Source organism: Streptomyces siamensis, assembly GCF_039543605.1.
Classification (GTDB): domain Bacteria; phylum Actinomycetota; class Actinomycetes; order Streptomycetales; family Streptomycetaceae; genus Streptomyces; species Streptomyces siamensis.
In genome coordinates this window covers 96,231-113,302 of sequence record NZ_BAABKB010000016.1, presented here as the reverse complement: position 1 = coordinate 113,302, position 17,072 = coordinate 96,231, and the positions used below count along the sequence as shown (strand labels likewise).

General features: G+C 69.4%; 13 protein-coding genes and 3 pseudogenes. 9 read left to right on the top strand and 7 right to left on the bottom strand.

Annotation, left to right across the window (positions count from 1 at the left end; all coding sequences use genetic code 11):
• Positions 1 to 8: 8 nt before the first annotated feature.
• On the bottom strand, positions 9 to 899 hold the full coding sequence (locus ABEB03_RS21095; protein ID WP_345651324.1) for an LLM class F420-dependent oxidoreductase: 891 nt from the start codon (positions 897 to 899) through the stop codon (positions 9 to 11).
• Positions 900 to 1,128: 229 nt separating this feature from the next.
• Here ABEB03_RS21095 and ABEB03_RS21090 point away from each other — a divergent pair, with 229 nt between their 5' ends.
• The 6 genes from ABEB03_RS21090 (at position 1,129) to ABEB03_RS21065 (ending at position 7,367) form a co-directional block, all read left to right on the top strand.
• Positions 1,129 to 2,031 carry a LysR family transcriptional regulator gene (locus ABEB03_RS21090; protein ID WP_345652673.1) on the top strand — a complete coding sequence of 301 codons (903 nt, stop codon included), beginning with the start codon at positions 1,129 to 1,131 and terminating at the stop codon, positions 2,029 to 2,031.
• A gap of 380 nt (positions 2,032 to 2,411) precedes the next feature.
• Entirely contained in the window at positions 2,412 to 3,179 is a 768-nt protein-coding gene (locus tag ABEB03_RS21085; RefSeq protein WP_345651321.1) for a crotonase/enoyl-CoA hydratase family protein, read from the top strand.
• 1 nt (position 3,180) lies between these two features.
• The gene (locus ABEB03_RS21080) at positions 3,181 to 3,927 is read left to right on the top strand and encodes an acetoacetate decarboxylase (protein WP_345651318.1); all 747 of its coding nucleotides are present in this window, start codon (positions 3,181 to 3,183) and stop codon (positions 3,925 to 3,927) included.
• Positions 3,924 to 4,874: a 3-hydroxyacyl-CoA dehydrogenase NAD-binding domain-containing protein gene (locus ABEB03_RS21075; RefSeq protein WP_345651315.1), complete on the top strand. Its 951-nt coding sequence runs from the start codon at positions 3,924 to 3,926 to the stop codon at positions 4,872 to 4,874. Before ABEB03_RS21080 ends, ABEB03_RS21075 begins: the two co-directional genes overlap by 4 nt.
• A gap of 1 nt (position 4,875) precedes the next feature.
• Positions 4,876 to 6,132, top strand: coding sequence for an acyl-CoA dehydrogenase family protein (locus tag ABEB03_RS21070; RefSeq protein ID WP_345651310.1), 1,257 nt, complete (start codon positions 4,876 to 4,878; stop codon positions 6,130 to 6,132).
• A gap of 5 nt (positions 6,133 to 6,137) precedes the next feature.
• Positions 6,138 to 7,367, top strand: coding sequence for a CaiB/BaiF CoA transferase family protein (locus ABEB03_RS21065; RefSeq protein ID WP_345651307.1), 1,230 nt, complete (start codon positions 6,138 to 6,140; stop codon positions 7,365 to 7,367).
• Positions 7,368 to 7,574: 207 nt separating this feature from the next.
• Here ABEB03_RS21065 and ABEB03_RS21060 read toward each other — a convergent pair whose 3' ends face one another.
• The 3 genes and pseudogenes from ABEB03_RS21060 to ABEB03_RS21050 form a co-directional block, all read right to left on the bottom strand.
• Complete coding sequence (locus ABEB03_RS21060; protein WP_345651304.1) at positions 7,575 to 8,183, bottom strand: DJ-1/PfpI family protein; 609 nt, start codon at positions 8,181 to 8,183, stop codon at positions 7,575 to 7,577.
• A 185-nt stretch (positions 8,184 to 8,368) separates the two neighbouring features.
• Positions 8,369 to 9,211 carry an aminoglycoside phosphotransferase/kinase family protein gene (locus ABEB03_RS21055; RefSeq protein ID WP_345651301.1) on the bottom strand — a complete coding sequence of 281 codons (843 nt, stop codon included), beginning with the start codon at positions 9,209 to 9,211 and terminating at the stop codon, positions 8,369 to 8,371.
• A 246-nt stretch (positions 9,212 to 9,457) separates the two neighbouring features.
• Positions 9,458 to 9,922, bottom strand: a pseudogene (locus tag ABEB03_RS21050) (acyl-CoA-like ligand-binding transcription factor); the annotation flags it as partial.
• A gap of 2 nt (positions 9,923 to 9,924) precedes the next feature.
• Here ABEB03_RS21050 and ABEB03_RS21045 point away from each other — a divergent pair.
• Positions 9,925 to 10,312: pseudogene (locus tag ABEB03_RS21045) on the top strand (lipase family protein); the annotation flags it as partial.
• 83 nt (positions 10,313 to 10,395) lie between these two features.
• Here the strand turns inward: ABEB03_RS21045 and ABEB03_RS21040 are convergent.
• Entirely contained in the window at positions 10,396 to 11,526 is a 1,131-nt protein-coding gene (locus ABEB03_RS21040; protein ID WP_345652668.1) for an RNA-guided endonuclease InsQ/TnpB family protein, read from the bottom strand.
• A gap of 46 nt (positions 11,527 to 11,572) precedes the next feature.
• Between ABEB03_RS21040 and tnpA the strand changes: the two are divergent.
• Positions 11,573 to 11,952: pseudogene (tnpA, locus tag ABEB03_RS21035) on the top strand (IS200/IS605 family transposase).
• A gap of 127 nt (positions 11,953 to 12,079) precedes the next feature.
• Here tnpA and ABEB03_RS21030 read toward each other — a convergent pair.
• Entirely contained in the window at positions 12,080 to 13,105 is a 1,026-nt protein-coding gene (locus tag ABEB03_RS21030; protein ID WP_345652665.1) for a GlxA family transcriptional regulator, read from the bottom strand.
• 147 nt (positions 13,106 to 13,252) lie between these two features.
• Here ABEB03_RS21030 and ABEB03_RS21025 point away from each other — a divergent pair, with 147 nt between their 5' ends.
• Positions 13,253 to 14,176 carry an NADP-dependent oxidoreductase gene (locus ABEB03_RS21025; protein WP_345651298.1) on the top strand — a complete coding sequence of 308 codons (924 nt, stop codon included), beginning with the start codon at positions 13,253 to 13,255 and terminating at the stop codon, positions 14,174 to 14,176.
• A gap of 137 nt (positions 14,177 to 14,313) precedes the next feature.
• Here the strand turns inward: ABEB03_RS21025 and ABEB03_RS21020 are convergent, their stop codons facing one another.
• Positions 14,314 to 17,070 (bottom strand): bifunctional YncE family protein/alkaline phosphatase family protein, encoded by a 2,757-nt coding sequence (locus ABEB03_RS21020; RefSeq protein WP_345651295.1) that lies wholly within the window; start codon positions 17,068 to 17,070, stop codon positions 14,314 to 14,316.
• Between the last annotated feature and the right edge of the window lie 2 nt (positions 17,071 to 17,072).

The window sequence follows — 17,072 nt, the reverse complement described above, 5'->3', positions numbered from 1 at the left end:
GCTCGGGACTAGCTCAATTCCAGAGTGACCGCGAGCCTGCGCCATGCCTCGCGAGGAAGGCCGTCCCCAGGGGTTCCGTCCACCATCTGGAGCGCGACGTGGTCCGCGCCCGCCTCCAGGAAGGCGTTGACCCGGTCGCGGATCCGGGCCTCGTCGCCCCATGCGTACAAGGCGTCCACCAGGCGGTCGCTGCCCCCGGAGGCGAGGTCCTCCTCGGTGAAGCCGAGGCGAAGGAAGCTGTTCGTGTAGTTGGGCAGGGTGAGGTACAGGGCGAGGTGCGCTCGGGCAAGAGTGCGGGCGCGGGTGGGATCGGTCTCCGGGACCACCGCGAACTCCGGTGCGAGCAGCGGGGCTTCGCCCAGGATCTCGCGCGCCTGGGCGGTGTGCTCGGGCGTGACCAGGTAGGGGATCGCGCCCGCCGCCCGGTCGGCGGACAGGGTCAGTGTCTTCGGCCCCAGCGCGGCCAGGACCCTACGGTCCGCGGGCACCCCGAGGGCGTCCAACGCGTCAAGATAGTCCACGAGCGACGAGTACGGGCGGCGGTACTGGTCCACGAGCTTGGCGTGGCTCACCCCGAGGCCCAGCAGGAAACGGCCGGGGTGCGCCGACTCGACCTCGTCGAAACCGGCGGCGCTCTCGTCGGTGTCGTACTGCCAGATGCTCTGGATGCTCGTGCCGACGGTCAGGCGCGACGTCGCTTCGAGCAGGGGCAGGGCGTGCCGGGCGTGGCTGCTGCCGCCCAACCAGACCGCTCCGTAACCGAGTTGCTCGATCTCGGCGGCCGCTTCGGCGATGTCGGCGCGCCGGGCCGGATCCTCCGAGCGGAGGCCGACGCTCCAGAGGCCGTACCGGCCGACCGCGGCCTTGGCGTCGTACGGGGTGTCCGTCGTGTCGCTCATACGTTCCGATCCCTCCGGGCGGTGCCGTTCCATGATCGCCGTCTGCTCCAGTCCCAACCGAGGCGGGCCCCGGGTTATGCCCGGCGGCAGCCGGCCCTCCATTGCACCCCGGAACCGCGGGCCGGGGCGACTCGCGCGACGGGGACCCACCATGCCCGGCCGTGCCGGTCCTGAAGGGCGACTGCCCGAGGGCATGGGGGTGGATCGGGGTTAACGTAAAAAGGTGGAGATGCTGCATTTGCGATATTTCGTGGCAGTCGCCGAGGAACTGAATTTTTCGGCGGCGGCCCGGCGCCTCCACATGGCCACTTCTCCGCTGAGCCAGCGGATAAGGGACCTCGAGCGGGAGCTCGACCACCGACTGTTCGAACGCGACACGCACAGTGTGAGCCTCACACCTGCGGGCGAAGCGCTGTTGCCACTCGCGCGGGAGGTGCTGGAACAGGTCAATTCCATTCCGCGCCGACTGCGCGAGGCGGTCCCGCAGGAGCGGAACACCATGTTCGTGGGCATTCCGTCCGGGGTCCACCCGAGGCTGAGGGAACGCATCAACACACTCGCCGAGCGCGTCGGCGAGTGGTGTGAACTCCTGCGCTGGCCCGGCACGTCCAAGGCCCTGATCACCGGCGTGTGCGAGAACAGGCTCGCGCTCGCGCTGGCGCGCCTGCCGATCAGCGACCCCTCCCTGGACCTGCTGCCGGTCATGTCGGAACGGCTGGGGGCGGTGGTGCCTGCCGATCGGTTCGCCGGGCGGGACTCCGTGGCGCTGGCCGACCTCACCGACCTCTGTTTCGTCGTCGCACCCCATGAGATCAGATCCGCGTATTTCGACCAGCTCGACCGGGAATTGCTGGAGCGGGGAATCAAGAAGCGCATCAAGCTGAGCGATGCCGGCCATGGCGGGATCGCCGAAATAGTATCCAGCGGGCTCGCTTTCTACTTTTCCATGCTCGACCCGGGCAGTCCCATACACGGTTTCGCGATGGAGAATACGAAGGTCCTGCCGTTCAGTGATTTCGAGGCCCAGTTGGAGACGGCCCTGATCTGGCGCCGCGACCGCGCTTCGGGCGGTGACCTGGATGACCTCGTCGAGACGGCCCGCGAGGTCTTCGCTGATCCGCTCCATGCCTGAGACCCATTGCGCCGAGTGCGGTGCGCGCCCTCACCGTCATGGTTCACCGCGTCCCGAAGCGGCATGAAATTCGGTGTGACCGCTGCGGTCACACCGGCATCAGCAATACGATAATTCCCTTTCGCACGATTCGCGCCTAGCGTTCTTTTCGTGGTCGACCGAGGCGCCGAGGGCAGGAACGTCCGTGAAGGCCACGTGCGGGACACGGTCGGACACCCGACCGAACGTCCGGTCCGACCGATCGGGATCCCGGCGAAGTTCTCCGCCGCACCCGCACCGATCCGCAGCCCGGCACCGGTCCCGGCCAAAGCCTGGCCGGAGTCCTCACCGAGCCGGCGGCCACCGGCTGAAGCCCAGATGTCCGTAGGAGTGACACAGTCATGAGCACCAACGAAGTACGCGTCCAGCGGGTCGACTCGACGCTGCTGATCACGATCGACCGCCCGCATGCACGCAACGCCGTGAACTCCGCGGTCGCCGCCCTCCTTTCGAAGGCACTGGACGAGCTGGAGGCCGACACCACGCTGCGGTCCGGCGTCCTGACCGGATCGCAGGGCACGTTCAGCGCGGGCATGGACCTCAAGGCCGCCCTGGAGGGTGAGTTGCCCACGGTCCCGGGCCGTGGGTTCGGCGGCCTGACCGAGGCCGAGCTGACGAAACCACTGATCGCCGCCGTGGAGGGTTTCGCCCTGGGGGGCGGATTCGAACTCGCCCTGAGCTGCGACCTGATCGTCGCCGCCGAGGACGCCAAGTTCGGCCTGCCCGAAGTCAGACGGGGACTGGTCGCGGCGGCGGGCGGCGTGATCCGGCTTCCGAAGCGCATCCCGTACCACCTGGCGATGGAACTCCTTCTGACCGGCCGGCCGGTCAGCGGTGACCGAGCCGGCCGTCTGGGCCTGGTCAACCAGGTCACCGCGCCCGGCGAGGCGGTGGCCGCCGCCCTTGAGCTCGCCCAACAGCTGGCGCACAGTGCCCCGCTCTCGCTTGCCATGGTGAAGCGCCTCGTCAGGAGCGGCGACGGCATGCCCGAAGCCGACGCGTTCGCCGTGCAGCGCGCGGCGATGGACACGCTGATGGCCTCGGCGGACGCCCACGAGGGCATGACCGCGTTCGCCGAGCGCCGCGAGCCGCGGTGGACGGGGAAGTGACATGAGGATCGAAGACGTACGGCGCCATGCGACCACCCCGCTCACCCGCCCGGCGTACGCGCCGATGGCCCCGCGGTTCACCGACCGCGAGTACCTCAACATCGTCTATCGCACCGATCCCGACGCGCTGCGCGCCGTCGTCCCCGAGCCGCTGCGGATCGAGGAACCCCTGGTCCGGTTCGAGATCATGAAGATGAACGACGTCACCGGGTACGGCCCCTACACCGAGGGCGGCCAGGCGATCCAGGTCACCTTCGACGGCGAGCAGGGCGAGTACCTGCACGCGATGTACCTCGACAACTTCCCGGCGACGGCGGCCGGGCGTGAGGTCAGCGCCTATCCGAAGGTCATCGGCTCACCGCGTCTGTACGTCGACCACGACGTACTGGTCGGCACCCTCGACTACGGCTCCCTGCGGGTGGCCACGGCGACCATGGGCTACAAGCACCGGGCGCTCGACAAGCGCGAGGCCGAATCCCAGATCACGCTGCCGACCTTCATGCTCAAGGGCATCCCCGGATACGACGGAGCCCCGCGCGTCCTGGAGCTCGTCCGCACCGAGATCACCGATGTCGTGATCAAGGCCGCCTACTCCGGTCCGGCTCGGCTGCAGCTGTTCCAGCACGTCCTCGCGCCGCTCGCCGACCTGCCCGTCCTGGAGATCGTCTCCGCCGACCACATCCTCACGGACCTGACCCTCGCCCCCGTCAGGCCCGTCTTCGACTACCTCGAGGCAGACACGCGATGACGCACCACTTCCGTGCCGCCGCCGTGATCGGCGCAGGCACCATCGGACTGTCCTGGACAGCACTGTTCGCCGCACACGGCCTGACGGTCCGCGTGAGCGACCCACGGCCCGACCTCGCCGAGGCGATCGACACCGCACTCGCGGAATTCGCCCCGCACCTGGCCGCCCAGGGTCTGAAGACGGACGGCATGGCCGACCGGGTCCACATCGCGGCCGACGTCACCGAAGCAGTCCGGGACGCCGACGTCGTCCAGGAAAACGGGCCTGAGCGCGTCGAGTTCAAGAAGGAGCTGTTCGCACGCCTGGTACGGGAGGCCCCGGGGCACACGCTGCTGCTGAGCTCGTCGTCGGCGATCCCGGCGACCGCGTTCACCACGGAACTCGACGACGCCGGCCGCATCCTCATCGGGCACCCCTTCAACCCGCCCCACCTCCTGCCGCTCGTCGAGGTCGTCCCCGGCGAACGCACGAGCGAGGAGGCCGTGCAGGCTGCCCTCGGCTTCTACAAGGCCGTCGGCCGCAGCCCGGTCGTCGAACGCCACGAGATCCCTGGGTTCGTGGGCAACCGACTGCAGAGCGCGCTCAGCCGTGAAGCCGTCCATCTCGTCCAGCAGGGTGTGGTGACGCCCGAGGACCTGGACACCGTCGTGACCCACTCGCTCGGCATCCGCTGGGCCACGGTCGGGCCGTTCCTCGGCGCCCACCTGGGCGGTGGTCCCGGCGGCTACCGCCACATCACCGAGCACATCGGTTCGACCCTGCAGCGCCTGCCGCTCGGCGAGCCCTCGCAGGACCCCGAGGACCGCGAGCGCGTCGTCCAGGCGGTGGAGAAGGCATACGCCTCCACTCCGTACGCCGATCTGGCCGAAGCCCGCGACCGCAGACAACTCGCCGTCCTGTCCGCCCTGGAAGACGTCCGCCGCAACCAGCACCAGAAGGAGAACTGAGATGACCACCGACGCCACCCGCCTCGCATCATCGGACGACCGGCTGACCGCCGACGCCGCCCGCCTCGCACCGTTGGACGACCAACTGGCCGCCGACTTCTACCTCTACGAGGCACTGCTCTCGGACGAGGAACGAAAGATCCTCCTCAAGGCCCGCACACTGATGCGGGACGAGATAAAGCCCCTGGTCAACGAATACTGGGGCAGAGGCGAGTTCCCCATGGAACTGATCGAGAAGTTCCGCGGCAGCGGGCTGGCCGCCCTGGCCTACGAGGGCTACGGCGAACACCAGCCGGCGATCAGCCATCTGCTCGGCGGCATGCTCGCCATGGAGCTGAGCCGCGTCGACGCCTCGGTCGCCACCTTCTTCGGCGTCCACAACGGGCTCGCCTTCTACTCCATCCACTACGGCGGCGACCAGGAGCAGCGCGACAGGTGGCTGCCCGCCATGGCCTCCATGGACAAGATCGGCGCGTTCGCCCTGACCGAACCTCTCGGCGGCTCCGACGTCTCGGGCGGCATGCGCACCACCGCGAGGCGCGAGGGCGACACCTGGGTCCTCAACGGCGCCAAGAAGTGGATCGGCAACGCCACCTTCGCCGACTACGTCGTCGTCTTCGCACGGGACGTCGACGACAACAAGGTCAAGGGCTTCGTCGTCGAGAAGGGCACCCCCGGCTTCACGCCGGTGAAGATCGAGGGCAAGGTCGCTCTGCGGATCGTGCAGAACGCCGAGATCACCCTCACCGACGTCCGCGTGTCCGAGGCCGACCGGCTGCACAACATCAAGGGCTTCCGCGACGTCGCGGAGGTCCTGCGCGTCACCCGCGGCGGCGTCGCCTGGCAGGCCCTGGGCGTCATGATCGGCGCCTACGAACTCGCACTCGACTATGCCAAGGAGCGTATGGCCTTCGGCCGTCCGATCGCCAGGTTCCAGATGGTGCAGGACCTGCTCGTCAAGAGCCTGGGCAACATCACCGCGTCCTGGGGAATGCTGATCCAGCTCGCCCGCCTGCAGGACCAGGGCATCTTCCGGGACGAGCAGTCCGCGCTCGCCAAGGAATTCGTCGCGGCCCGCATGCGGGAGTCCGTCGCTTGGAGCCGCGAGATCTTCGGTGGCAACGGCATCGTCCTCGACTACGACGTGGCCCGCTTCTTCGCCGACTCCGAAGCCCTGTACTCCTACGAGGGCACGCACCAGATGCAGACGCTCATCGTCGGCAAGTCCATCACCGGCCACAGCGCCTTCGTGGGGTGACGGCGATGACCACCGAATCCGTCTTCACCGGCCTGAAGGTCCTCGACGCGGCGAGCTTCATCGCGGGACCGGCCGCGGCCACGGTCCTCTCCGACTTCGGAGCGGACGTCATCAAGATCGAACCGCCGGGACAGGGCGACCCCCAGCGGCGGTTGAGCTCCGTGCCCCCGAGCCCCCGGGCCCAGGCCAACTACGGCTGGCACCTCGCCAACCGCAACAAGCGCGGCATGGTGATCGATCTCAAGTCACCGGCGACCACGGAGGTCCTCAAGCGCCTCGTCGAGTGGGCCGATGTGGTGATCACCAACTTCCCGCACGGCACCCGCGAGAAGCTGCACCTCGGCTACGACGAGGTGTCGAGCTGGAACCCGAGAGTCGTCTACGCCGACATCACCGGCTTCGGCGATGCCGGCCCCGACGCCCGGCAACCGGGCTTCGACCTGACGGCGTACTGGTCCCGCAGCGGGCTGCTGGCCTCCACCCGGGACGCGGGAGCCCCGCCGACCGTGCCGGTCTGGGGCAGCGGCGACTACACGTCGGCGATCGCCCTCTACGCGGCGATCGCGACCGCTCTCTATCGCCGTGAGCGGACCGGGCTGGGGGCCGATGTCGGGACGTCTCTGCTGGCGGCAGGCGTGTGGGCCACGGGAACACTCGTGGCGGGCGCGCTCGCGGGCGGCACGCCCTTCGAACCGCACGACCGGAACGCTCCGGTGAACGCGCTGACCAATCCCTACCGGACCTCCGACGGCCAGTGGTTCATGCTGGCGACCTCGCCCGTGCACTGGCCCGGGCTGACGCGGGCCATCGGGTGCCCCGAGCTGGTCGAGGACCCGCGTTTCGCGGACATCGGGAGCCTGGTCGCGAACGCCGCCGCGGTGAGCGAGCTGCTGGACACCGCGTTCCGCTCGCGCCCCTTCGCCCACTGGAAGGACGCCCTGGACCGGGAACGCGTCACCTACAGCCGCATCCAGACACCGGAGGCGGCGGCACAGGACCCGCAGTTGCGCGCGAACGACATCGTCGTGCCCCTCGAAGGAGTCACGGGTCTGGACTACACGGTCAGCAGTCCGGTCACCCTCCGAGGTGTGCCGAAGGTGCCGGCGAGGCGTGCGCCCGAGCTGGGCGAGCACAACGACGAGATCCTCGCCGAGCTGGGATTCACTCCCGCCGAGATCGCGGAACTGCACGCCCAGGGAGTGGCTCCCGGGACGACGCAAGCGGGACCGGCGTGACGCACCCCGCGCCGGAAGCTACGACGGCACCTCCCGCCATGAGGCGGTGAGGTGCCGTCGCTCGTCCGCGCACCGCCCTGCGGCAGCGTGTTCCGGCGCCGAGACGCCACCGCCGTCCTGGCGGAACCGCACCGCGTGGCGGGCCGGCACCGGCGGCACGAGAGCGTGCGGACGCCTCCGTGCCGGCCGACCTCGGCCCTCCGGGTGTCAGTGGAGGGCGGCCTCGCCCGAGCGGACGGCACGCAGGGCGCGCTCGACGGTTTCCTGGTTCTCTCCGACCGGAGCCACGTAGTCGAGGACTCCGCGCGCGGAGTCCTCCCCGACCAGCCGGGTCATCACCCAGGTGGCGAGGTACTGCGAGGCCAGGCAACCGCCTGCCGTGGCGATGTTCCCCTCCGCGTGGAACGGCGTGTCGAGCACGGTGATGTCACAGGCTTCGACGAAGGGCCGGCTCTTCACGTCGGTGCATGCCGGCATGCCGTCCAGCAGCCCGAGCCGGGCGAGCACCAGGGCGCCGGAGCACTGGGCGCCGATCAGCTGTCGCGCGGGGTCGAGCCGAAGTGCGGAGATCAGCCGGTCGTCGGCGACCACGTCACGTGTCTTCACGCCGCTGCCGATCAGCACCGCGTCGGCCTCCGCCACGAACTCCATCGGGCGCTGTCCCGACACTTCGACACCGTTCATGGAGGTGATCACCGGTGTCGGTGTCGTGATGAAGGCTTCCAGTCCGTCCCCACGACATCTGTTGATCAGGGCGGAAGCGATGAAACTGTCGAGCTCGTTGAACCCGTCGAAGGTGACCACGGCTACCTGCATGACAACTCCTCCAAGGACGGCATCAGCTGTCCAGTCTCCGCCGGTGCGTCGTTCCGGCGCGAGAGCCAATCCGTGGCCGGTGGCACAGCTGCCGCCGATCGATCACCTGCTCGGCCTGGCCGGGGCCCGCGCGCCGCACGAGCTTCGGGACCGCTCCTGCGCCGAGGAGCCCTTCTGTCTCGAGTTCAGCCCGGTCCGCAGCGATCAAGTGCAACACGAACCCGGTCGAGCCCCTCCGCTCTCCAGTGGTTCCGGTCGGGCATCTGGTCGTCTCGGCGCCAGCGCCACGCCGAGAACATCGCCCAGTTCAAGGCGCGGCACCGGTGAATCAGGTCGTGGTCGGCTCCCGCATAGTGCTTTCCCACTTCTTCGGGCGCATGGGCGAGGTCGAACTCGATCGGCCCACGGCAGCACGTGGCGAGGTCGACGAAAAGCAGCCCTCGCTTTGTGTTCAGGAGGTTGCCCGGGTGCGGCTCACCGTGCAAGAGCTGGTCGTCGGCTCTGTCGACGCCGATCGCGGCGCTCTGTCCGCCCAGTGTGGTGCTGAGGAGTTCGCGGTCGGAATCGGGCAGGTCGGGTGACTGCTCCCGGTCGTTCACCACACGCAGTGCCGCGGCGACCCGATCGGTGAAATGCGGTGCGTCGAGCTCGATCTGGCGCAGGGCTGCATGGTGCCGCGTGAACACGTCTGCGTAGTCGGCCGGCGCGATCTCTGATCCCACAGGTTCGTAGTAGGTCCAGAGCGAGATGGCGAAGGCATCACGCACATGGACTCGCGCGCCTCCCCGAGGGGCGAGCTCGGCCACCGGAGCGTCGACGGCGGTCAGACGGTGGGCAACCTCCACTTCGAACGCGGAATCAGCCAGATGCCCCCAGGGCGCGACCCGAGCCAGAACATCGCAAGGGACCAGGCGCAGCGCGACGCGGTCCGAGTTGTGGATGACGATCACGTCGTCGACCTGAAGGCCCAGCTCCGAAGCGGTCGCCCGGCCTGCCTCAACTGCGCGGCGAAGTTCCGATGGCTCCATACCGTCCTCCCTCATCGTTGAGTACACATCCCCATCCGAGGGCAACAGCACCACCCCCGATGTCTTCGGGACCATCGTTGGGCGGGCGGACCCGGACCCGGCGACCAGCATCGCAACGCTGCGGCCGTTTCCGCCCGTCAATAAGTCACTGCGGCCGGTGGCGGGATCGTCGGCAGGACGTCCATTTTCCGACTGAGACGCCCCTCGGTACGGGATCTCTCCGATCAGTACGGGGGTCCCCCCGACTCAGTACGGGAGTCCCTCCGACGCGGCACCCACGGCGGCGAGCAGGCGTGCGGCGAGTTCATCGCCCGGAGCGTCGGGGTCGTCGGCGCAACGGCGGGCGAAGTCCTCGGCTGCCGCCCGCAGGGCACCGTTGAGGGTTGCCGCGTGCACTTTGACGCGAAGGTCGTCCGGATCCGCGCCGGATCGGCGGGCGAGGAGTGTCTGCAGGACGGGGAGTGCGTCGTCGTGGGCCTGGAGCCAGACGGCACGCAGTGCCGGCTCGGTGTGGGTCATCCTGACCAGTCCGAGGACCGCCGGGTCGGCGGCCGGGAGTCCCCCGCCATGGAAGGCGGCGGTGAGGAAGTCCACCAGGGTGGTGCCCGGCGGCCAGTGGCTCAACTGGTCGGTGGCGATGTCGAGTCCGGCGGTCAGCAGCGGTCTGACGCAGCTCTCCTTGGTCGGAAAGTGGCTCCACAGCGTGCGGGCGGGTCTACTGGCTGCTGACTTCCGGCGTTGCCGTGGTCGTCACCGACTACGTCGGGCTCGGCGCGACCGACCGCCTGCACGCCTATGTCAATCGCCTCGACGGCGGCCACGCCCTGCTGGACGCCGTCCGCGCCACACGCGCGCTGCCGACCGCGTCGATCACCGAACAGTCCCGGGTGGGCCTGTACGGCTACAGCCAGGGCGGCGGGGCGAGCGCGGCTGCCGCCGGACTCCAGCCGTCGTACGCTCCGGAGTTGACGCTCTCCGGCACCTACGCGGGGCGCTCCGCCCGCCGACCTGACCGAAGTCATCAAGGGCATCGACGGCAGCGCCCTCGCCGGTGCGCTGGGCTGGTCGCTCAACGGCTTCCTCCAGTCCGACCCGGAAGTCAACTTGACCCGGCCCTAAGGGGCCGGGTTTGGAGGTAGTGCCCAACTGGCTGCCGGGGTGGACTCCTCCGTCCAGACACCCCGCTATGGGGTGGCAGGGACGCGTGACTCACGCCCCGCGTTCCACACGCTCTCGCCACGGGTGGCGATGTTGTGGGAAGCATTCCGGTCCGCGTGGGCAACGACCCCGCATCCCCGGCAGATGAAAAGCCCCTGGTCGACACGGTTGCGTTTGTCGACGTGGCCGCACTCGGCGCATGTCTGCGAGGTGTAGGCGGGATCAACGAAGACCAGGGGCACCCCGGCCCGCTTGGCCTTGTAGACCATGAAGTCTGCGAGCTGGGCGAATGCCCAGGAATGGAGTGCGACCCGTTGGGGCTTACGGAGCCGTACCCGGTTGCGGATGCCCTTGAGTTCTTCGAGGGACAGGCCGCGTCCGGTGCGTTCAGCCTCGGTCACGATCGTCTTGGAGATGATGTGGTTCTGGTTGGCGGCATGCCGCGCCTCTTTGCGGGCACGGGCCCTCAGGCGCCGCTTGGCGGACTTGGTGCGCTTCTTCTGGAGCTTGGCCCGCAGGGCAAGCTGTCGCTTGCGGTACCGGGTCAGCCCCCGCCCGGCGGCGAGGTATCCGGTAGAAGTGGTGGCGATGTTCTCGATCCCGAGGTCCACGCCGATGAAGCCGTCCGGCTCGTAGGGCTCGGCCTCGGGCACGTCGCAGGTGGCGACGAGGTAGAACACGCCGTCGCGCCAGATCAGGTCGGATTCGCCCTGCCGGTGCGCCTGGAGCATCGTGAGCGCGTCGGCGGAACAAGCGAAGCGGATGTTCTTGACCCGGCCCTCCACAGTCCAGATGGACACCGTCTGCTGGTCGTACTGCCAGCTCAGGCACCGGTCGTCATACGGCTGGGCGGCCTCGGGACGAAAGGTGATCGGCTTGGACTCTGCCTTGCGGCGACGCCTGGAGCCTTCCTTGCCCAGGTTCCCCGCGCGGACGTTGGCCTTGAGCGTGGTGTACGAGTCGCGCACCTTCTTGATGACGTGTTGCGCGGCCTGCGCTCCCAGCCCACGGGCTTTGAGCTCGGCGTAGGTGTGCTTACGCAGCTCGTACTCACGCGGCACGCCGTGCTCGAACGCCACCCTTGACACTCGGTTCGCGGCGTCGTTGACCGTGCGCAGGGTCGCCTCAAGTGCCGGTGCCTGCAGGGCATCCGGCATGAGCTTGACCTGCGTCACGATCTTCACGGACACGATCGTATGATCCCTGTCACCACGCCGGGAGCCAAACCCCGATATCCGCAGGGGCCGTAGCGTCGTCGACACCCTTCATGCGCACGTGGTCTTCACCCCCAAGTACCGGCGCGGACCGTTCACCGACGAGATCCTTCAGCGCTGCAACGAGGTCATGCGCGACGTGTGCACCGACTTCGGTGCACAGCTGCGGGAGTTCAACGGCGAATCCGATCACGTCCACCTCCTCGTGCACTACCCGACTTCTGGTCGCCGTCCTACTTCGCCGCTTCGCGCGCAGGTGCCCCGCGCGCAGTCATCAAGGAGTACATCAAAAACCAGAAACGACCCGCCGGAGGCGACTCAGGTCAGCAGCGCAGACCCATGCGCCCGCGCGAGTCACCGCAGTACTAAGAAGCGCTTCCTCCCGGGCGCAAACGCCCGGGTTCCGCGCTAGATCATGCTGAACACCCGGCTCACGAACGCCACGCCGCCAACCGCCACCGTCCCGATGGCCTCCCCAGGTCCGACGCGGTAGGGATCAACTACTGGGTTCCACCGGGTCATTGGGGCTGAAGGTGCGGCGGTAGGCGGCGGGTGAGACACCGAAGGCCGACCGCATGTGGGCGCGCAGGGAGTTCGCGGAGCCGAATCCGGCCCGGTGCGCGACCAGGTCGATCGACAGGTCGGTGGTCTCCAGCAACTGCTTGGCCAGCTCGAGGCGTTGGGCGGTGAGCCACTGCACCGGGGTCATGCCGACCTCGTCGCGGAACCGCCGGGTGAAGGAACGCAGACTCATCCGGGCGTGCTCGGCGAGCCGGGCGAGGGTCAGCGGCTCGCCGAGGTGTTCCAGGGCCCAGGCCCGGGTGTCGGTCGTGCTGGCGACCGTGGGCTCGGGGACCGGGCGGTCGATGTACTGCGCCTGCCCGCCGTCGCGCCAGGGCGGCACGACGCACATGCGGGCGGCCCGGTTGGCGGCGGCCGCGCCGTGGTCGCGGCGGATCATGTGCAGGCACAGGTCGACGCCCGCGGCCACGCCCGCGGAGGTCAGCACGTCGCCGTCGTCGACGAAGAGGACCTCCTCGTCGACCTTGACCTTGGGATAGGCGCGACGGAACTCCGGGGCGAGGTTCCAGTGGGTGGTGGCCGGGCGGCCGTCGAGCAGCCCGGCCGCGGCGAGCACGTAGGACCCGGAGCAGATGGACACCAGCCGGGTGCCGGGCCGGATGCCGGCGATGGCCGCGGTGACCTCCGGGGGCAGCGGGCCGCCTTCGCCCAGCTCGGGCATCGCGTGGGTGGGCGGGAGGATCACGGTGTCCGCGGCGGCCAGCGCTTCGGGGCCGGCCGCGGGCTGCACGAAGAAGCCGGCGTCACTGAGTACGGGGGCGCCGTCGGCGGTGCAGACGGTGACCTCGTAGAGCGGGCGCCCTTCGGCGTCCTCCACGCTGCCGAAGACGCGGGAGGGGATGCCGAGCTCGAAGGGCGGGACCCCGGGCAGGGCGAGCACGGCGATCCGGTGCCTACGGGGGGCCTCTGCCGCCCGGTCCGGCTCGTTTTCCCTGGTCATCCACTGCGTGGCCGTCATGGCCAGATCCTGTCACATCATGGCCAAACGGCCAACACCACGGTGGGCCGGGCTGCCGGATCGTGGACTGCGTCGCGCCGGGGACCTCCCGGCGACGAGCGGATCGATACGGAATTCGAGGCAGACAGCATGCGTGCGGTGGTCGTGGAGCAGTGGGGCGGACCCGAGAACCTGGTAGAGCGTGAGCTCGATCGTCCGGAGCCGGGACTGAACGAGGTCCTGGTGCGGGTCCACGCGGCCGGCGTGAACCCGGTGGACTGGAAGACCCGCGCCGGCGGGGCTCTCATCGAGTGGGGCACCGTACCGGCGGTCGGCTGGGACGTGTCCGGCACGGTCGAGGCCGTCGGGCCCGGCGTGGGCGTCTTCCGTCCCGGCGACGAGGTCTTCGGGATGCCGCTGTTCCCGCGCCAGGCGGGCGCGTACGCCGAGTACGTGGTGGCACCGGCCCGGCACCTCGCCCCGAAGCCGGCGGGCCTGACGCACGTGGAGGCGGCGGCCCTGCCGCTGGCCGCGCTGACCGCCTGGCAGGCCCTGGTGGACGCGGCGGACGTGCGTCCCGGTGAGCGGGTGCTGGTGCACGCGGCGGCCGGCGGGGTCGGGCACTTCGCGGTGCAGATCGCCAAGGCCCGCGGCGCGTACGTGATCGGCACGGCCAGTGCCGGCAAGCACGACCTGGTGCGCCGGCTGGGCGCGGACGAGGTGATCGACTACCGAGCGGTGCGGTTCGAGGACGCCGTGAGCGACGTCGACGTGGTCCTGGACGGCCTCGGCGGCGAAACGGCCGAGCGTTCGCTGAAGGTGCTCCGCCCCGGCGGCCGGCTGATCACCCTGCCGGGCCCGGACGACGTCCCCGCCGCCCAGGACGGGGTGCGTGCGGCATGGGTCCTGGTCGAGCCGGACCACCTGGGGCTGCGCGAGATCGCCGCCCTGGTGGAGCGGGGCGCGCTGAAGCCGGTGGTCGAGACGGTCCTGCCGCTGGCGGAGGCCGCCAAGGCCCACGAGATCGGCGAGCAGGGTCGCACCACCGGCAAGATCGTCCTGACGATCGCCTGATCCGCGGGGCTGTCGGGCGCGAGGAAGCGGGGCGGGAGCTGCTGAGACTCCCGCCCCGCGGCGGCTGCGCGGGGACGAGGGCTCCTGACCGGCGACGGCGTCGTCGGTCAGGAGCCCTGTCACGGGGAGAGCCCGTGTCAGCCGTCGGACTCCGACGACGGGATGTAGGCGCCCGGTACGTCGTCCGGCGCGAAGATCTTCTTCTCACCGGGGTACGGCTTCGTCCACCCGTGCGTCTCGTACCAGGTGAAGTGGTTCATCTGCGCGGGGTTCGCGAAGTCGGGCACGGCGTGGGGCCCGGTCAGCCGCTGCTTGGACTTCCACTTGGCCCACTGGTCCGCGAGCGCCTGCTTCTCGGCCGGCACCTTCGCCGACGGCACGGCCGCGGCATTCGGGTTCTGCGGCGCCGGGGTGTCCAGGCCGCACGACGGCGGGGTCTTCAGGCCGTCGGTCAGCGAGGTCCGGTTGGGCAGCGCGGTGAACGGGGTGTAGTCCGGGTGCCGGGTGAACACCGCGCTCATCGGGCTGGCCGCGCTGTCCTTCTGGTTCATCGGGTGGATCCCGAGGATCTGCTCGATGGTCCGGATCGTCGTGATCTGTGTGTAGTAGCGGCTGTCGACGATGCCGTGCCGGGCCCAGGGGCTGATGATCTGGATCGGGGCACGGTGGCCGTCGACATGGTCGAGGCCGGCCTGGGAGTCGTCCTCGACCACGAAGATCGCGGAGTCCTTCCAGTACTTGCTGTGCGAGATCTCGTCGACGATCTTCCCGGTCGCGAGGTCGTTGTCCGCGACCTGGGCGGCGGCGTTCGCCGGTCCGCCGGTGTGATCGCTGGAGAGCCAGAACATGTTCAGGTCGGCCGGCCCGTTCTTCTCGAAGTCACGCTTCCAGATCTGGTATCGGTAGACGTCCGGGACGCTGGTGTCGAACTTCGGGAAGCCGTGCACCGACACGTCGTTGAGCGACGGGATCGGCGAGGACGAGTCGAGCGTGTAGGCGGTGTCCTGCCCGGTCGCGTCCATGTTCTTCGAGTCGCAGTACAGGTTCTGCCAACTCGCGCCCGACGGCTTGGTCAGGAACTGCTGGAACTCACCGAAGTCGCGCACGGACTTCCCCGCCGCCTGCGCCCCGGTCCAGATGAAGCCGGTGCGCTGATGGCCGAGAGCGTCGTCCTCGGTGTCGTAGCTGCGCGCGTACTCACCGGCCGAGGACTCGGTGTACTCCGGGTCGTCGGCCTGCATCAGCCAGTTGTGGCCCTCGGCGGAGTTCGTGCCGATGTCGTACGTGTTGTCGTACAGCCCGAACTGCTTGGCCAGCGCGTGCTGGTTCGGCGTCACGTTCTCGCCGAACTGGGTCAGTGACGGGTCGCCGTTGCCCTGCGGGACGTCGCCCAGGACCTGGTCGTAGGTCCGGTTCTCCTTGACGAGCAGGAAGACGTGCTTGATCGTCGACGGGTCGCCGAGCCGCTGCGGGACCGGCACCGGCTTCGCCTTGCTCTTGCCCTTGGTCTGCTCGACCGAGCCATGGGTCCAGCCGTTCTGCCGGAAGACCTTGGCCGTCTGGGCCCTGACGACGTTGTCACCCGGCAGCGTGAACCGCTGCAGGCTCGACGTGGTGTCGTGGGTGCCGTGCCCGGCGCTGGTGGTGGGGCGGCGGGCGTCGATGCCACGGGTGTTGGAGACGAGCACCTGGTCGCCGTCGGCGGCGATCTCTGCCGGGAAGTAGTCCGTCGGGAGCAGACCGATGTAACTGACGGGCTCCTGCGGGCTCTTGTACCGGTAGACGGCGACCGCGTCGGCGCGGCCGAGCGTCACCAGCAGGTGGCCGTCGTCGGTGAGCGTCACCGCGTCGGGTTCGTAGCCCACCGACGCCTCCGGCCACGGGCGGGTGGCGATGGTCTGCACGACCTTGTCGGTGGCCGTGTTCACGACCGACACGTCGTTCGTGGCGGTGTTGGTGACGAACAGCGCCCCGTTCTTGGCGTACAGGGCCGTCGGGTGCAGGCCGACCTTGATACTCGTGACCGCGGTGTCGGGCTTCGCCAGGTCGATGACGCTGACGGTTCCGGTGGTGGTCGCGGCGGTCACCGGGTCGGCGGGCACCTGGGTGTTGTACGAGTTGATCGTGGTGTCGCCGGGCTGCGCCGGGCGGCCGCCCTCGTTGCTGACGTACAGCTTGTCGCCGACGCGGACCATGTCGCGCGGGGCGTTGCCCACGGCCCAGCTCTGCCGTACGACGCCGGTCGCGGCGTCGATGGCGACCACTCGGTTCTGGCCGTTGACCGCGGAGTACACGGTGGAGCTGTCGGGCGAGAACACCGGCTCGCCCACCAGCGCGTGCTTGGCTCCGTCCGCCGCGATGGGGACCGACGTCGGGCTGGTGACGCTGCCGTCCGGGTTCACGGCGAAGCGGGTGTAGCCGTCGGTCTGGCCGAGCCACAGCTGCGAGCCGTCGGGCGAGTACGTGGGGCCTTCCTGGCCCACGGAGTTGCTCGTCAGGCGCGGGTTCGACGTCGCCGCGGTACCGACGAGCTGCTGCACCTTCCAGCTCTTCAGGTCCACGATCGACAGCGCACTGCCGCCGTCGGTGAGCGAGGCCGCGAGGTGGGTGCCGTCCGGGCTGACCGACGACGACATGATCTTGCCGTTGTCGACGACGAGGCGCTCGCCGTACGGGGCGATGTACTGGTCGCTGGAGACGACCTGCCCCTGACGGGTCGTCTGGCCGACCTGGTCGGTGCCGAACTGGTGCGTCTGGGCGAAGGCGGCGCCGGTGGCGACGAGGGCGAGAGCGGTGGTACCTGTCGTCAGCAGGGGGATCCGGCGGCTGAGACGTCTGCCGAGAAGGCCGGAGGGGCCCTTCTCGGCACGTCTGCGACGGCGTGTTACCTGCATGG

Coding starts and splice junctions, on each gene's coding strand:
- ABEB03_RS21095 (WP_345651324.1), bottom strand. CDS start 899: ATGAGCGACACGACGGACACCCCGTACGACGCCAAGGCCGCGGTCGGC.
- ABEB03_RS21090 (WP_345652673.1), top strand. CDS start 1,129: ATGCTGCATTTGCGATATTTCGTGGCAGTCGCCGAGGAACTGAATTTT.
- ABEB03_RS21085 (WP_345651321.1), top strand. CDS start 2,412: ATGAGCACCAACGAAGTACGCGTCCAGCGGGTCGACTCGACGCTGCTG.
- ABEB03_RS21080 (WP_345651318.1), top strand. CDS start 3,181: ATGAGGATCGAAGACGTACGGCGCCATGCGACCACCCCGCTCACCCGC.
- ABEB03_RS21075 (WP_345651315.1), top strand. CDS start 3,924: ATGACGCACCACTTCCGTGCCGCCGCCGTGATCGGCGCAGGCACCATC.
- ABEB03_RS21070 (WP_345651310.1), top strand. CDS start 4,876: ATGACCACCGACGCCACCCGCCTCGCATCATCGGACGACCGGCTGACC.
- ABEB03_RS21065 (WP_345651307.1), top strand. CDS start 6,138: ATGACCACCGAATCCGTCTTCACCGGCCTGAAGGTCCTCGACGCGGCG.
- ABEB03_RS21060 (WP_345651304.1), bottom strand. CDS start 8,183: ATGCAGGTAGCCGTGGTCACCTTCGACGGGTTCAACGAGCTCGACAGT.
- ABEB03_RS21055 (WP_345651301.1), bottom strand. CDS start 9,211: ATGGAGCCATCGGAACTTCGCCGCGCAGTTGAGGCAGGCCGGGCGACC.
- ABEB03_RS21040 (WP_345652668.1), bottom strand. CDS start 11,526: ATGCCGGATGCCCTGCAGGCACCGGCACTTGAGGCGACCCTGCGCACG.
- ABEB03_RS21030 (WP_345652665.1), bottom strand. CDS start 13,105: ATGACCAGGGAAAACGAGCCGGACCGGGCGGCAGAGGCCCCCCGTAGG.
- ABEB03_RS21025 (WP_345651298.1), top strand. CDS start 13,253: ATGCGTGCGGTGGTCGTGGAGCAGTGGGGCGGACCCGAGAACCTGGTA.
- ABEB03_RS21020 (WP_345651295.1), bottom strand. CDS start 17,070: ATGCAGGTAACACGCCGTCGCAGACGTGCCGAGAAGGGCCCCTCCGGC.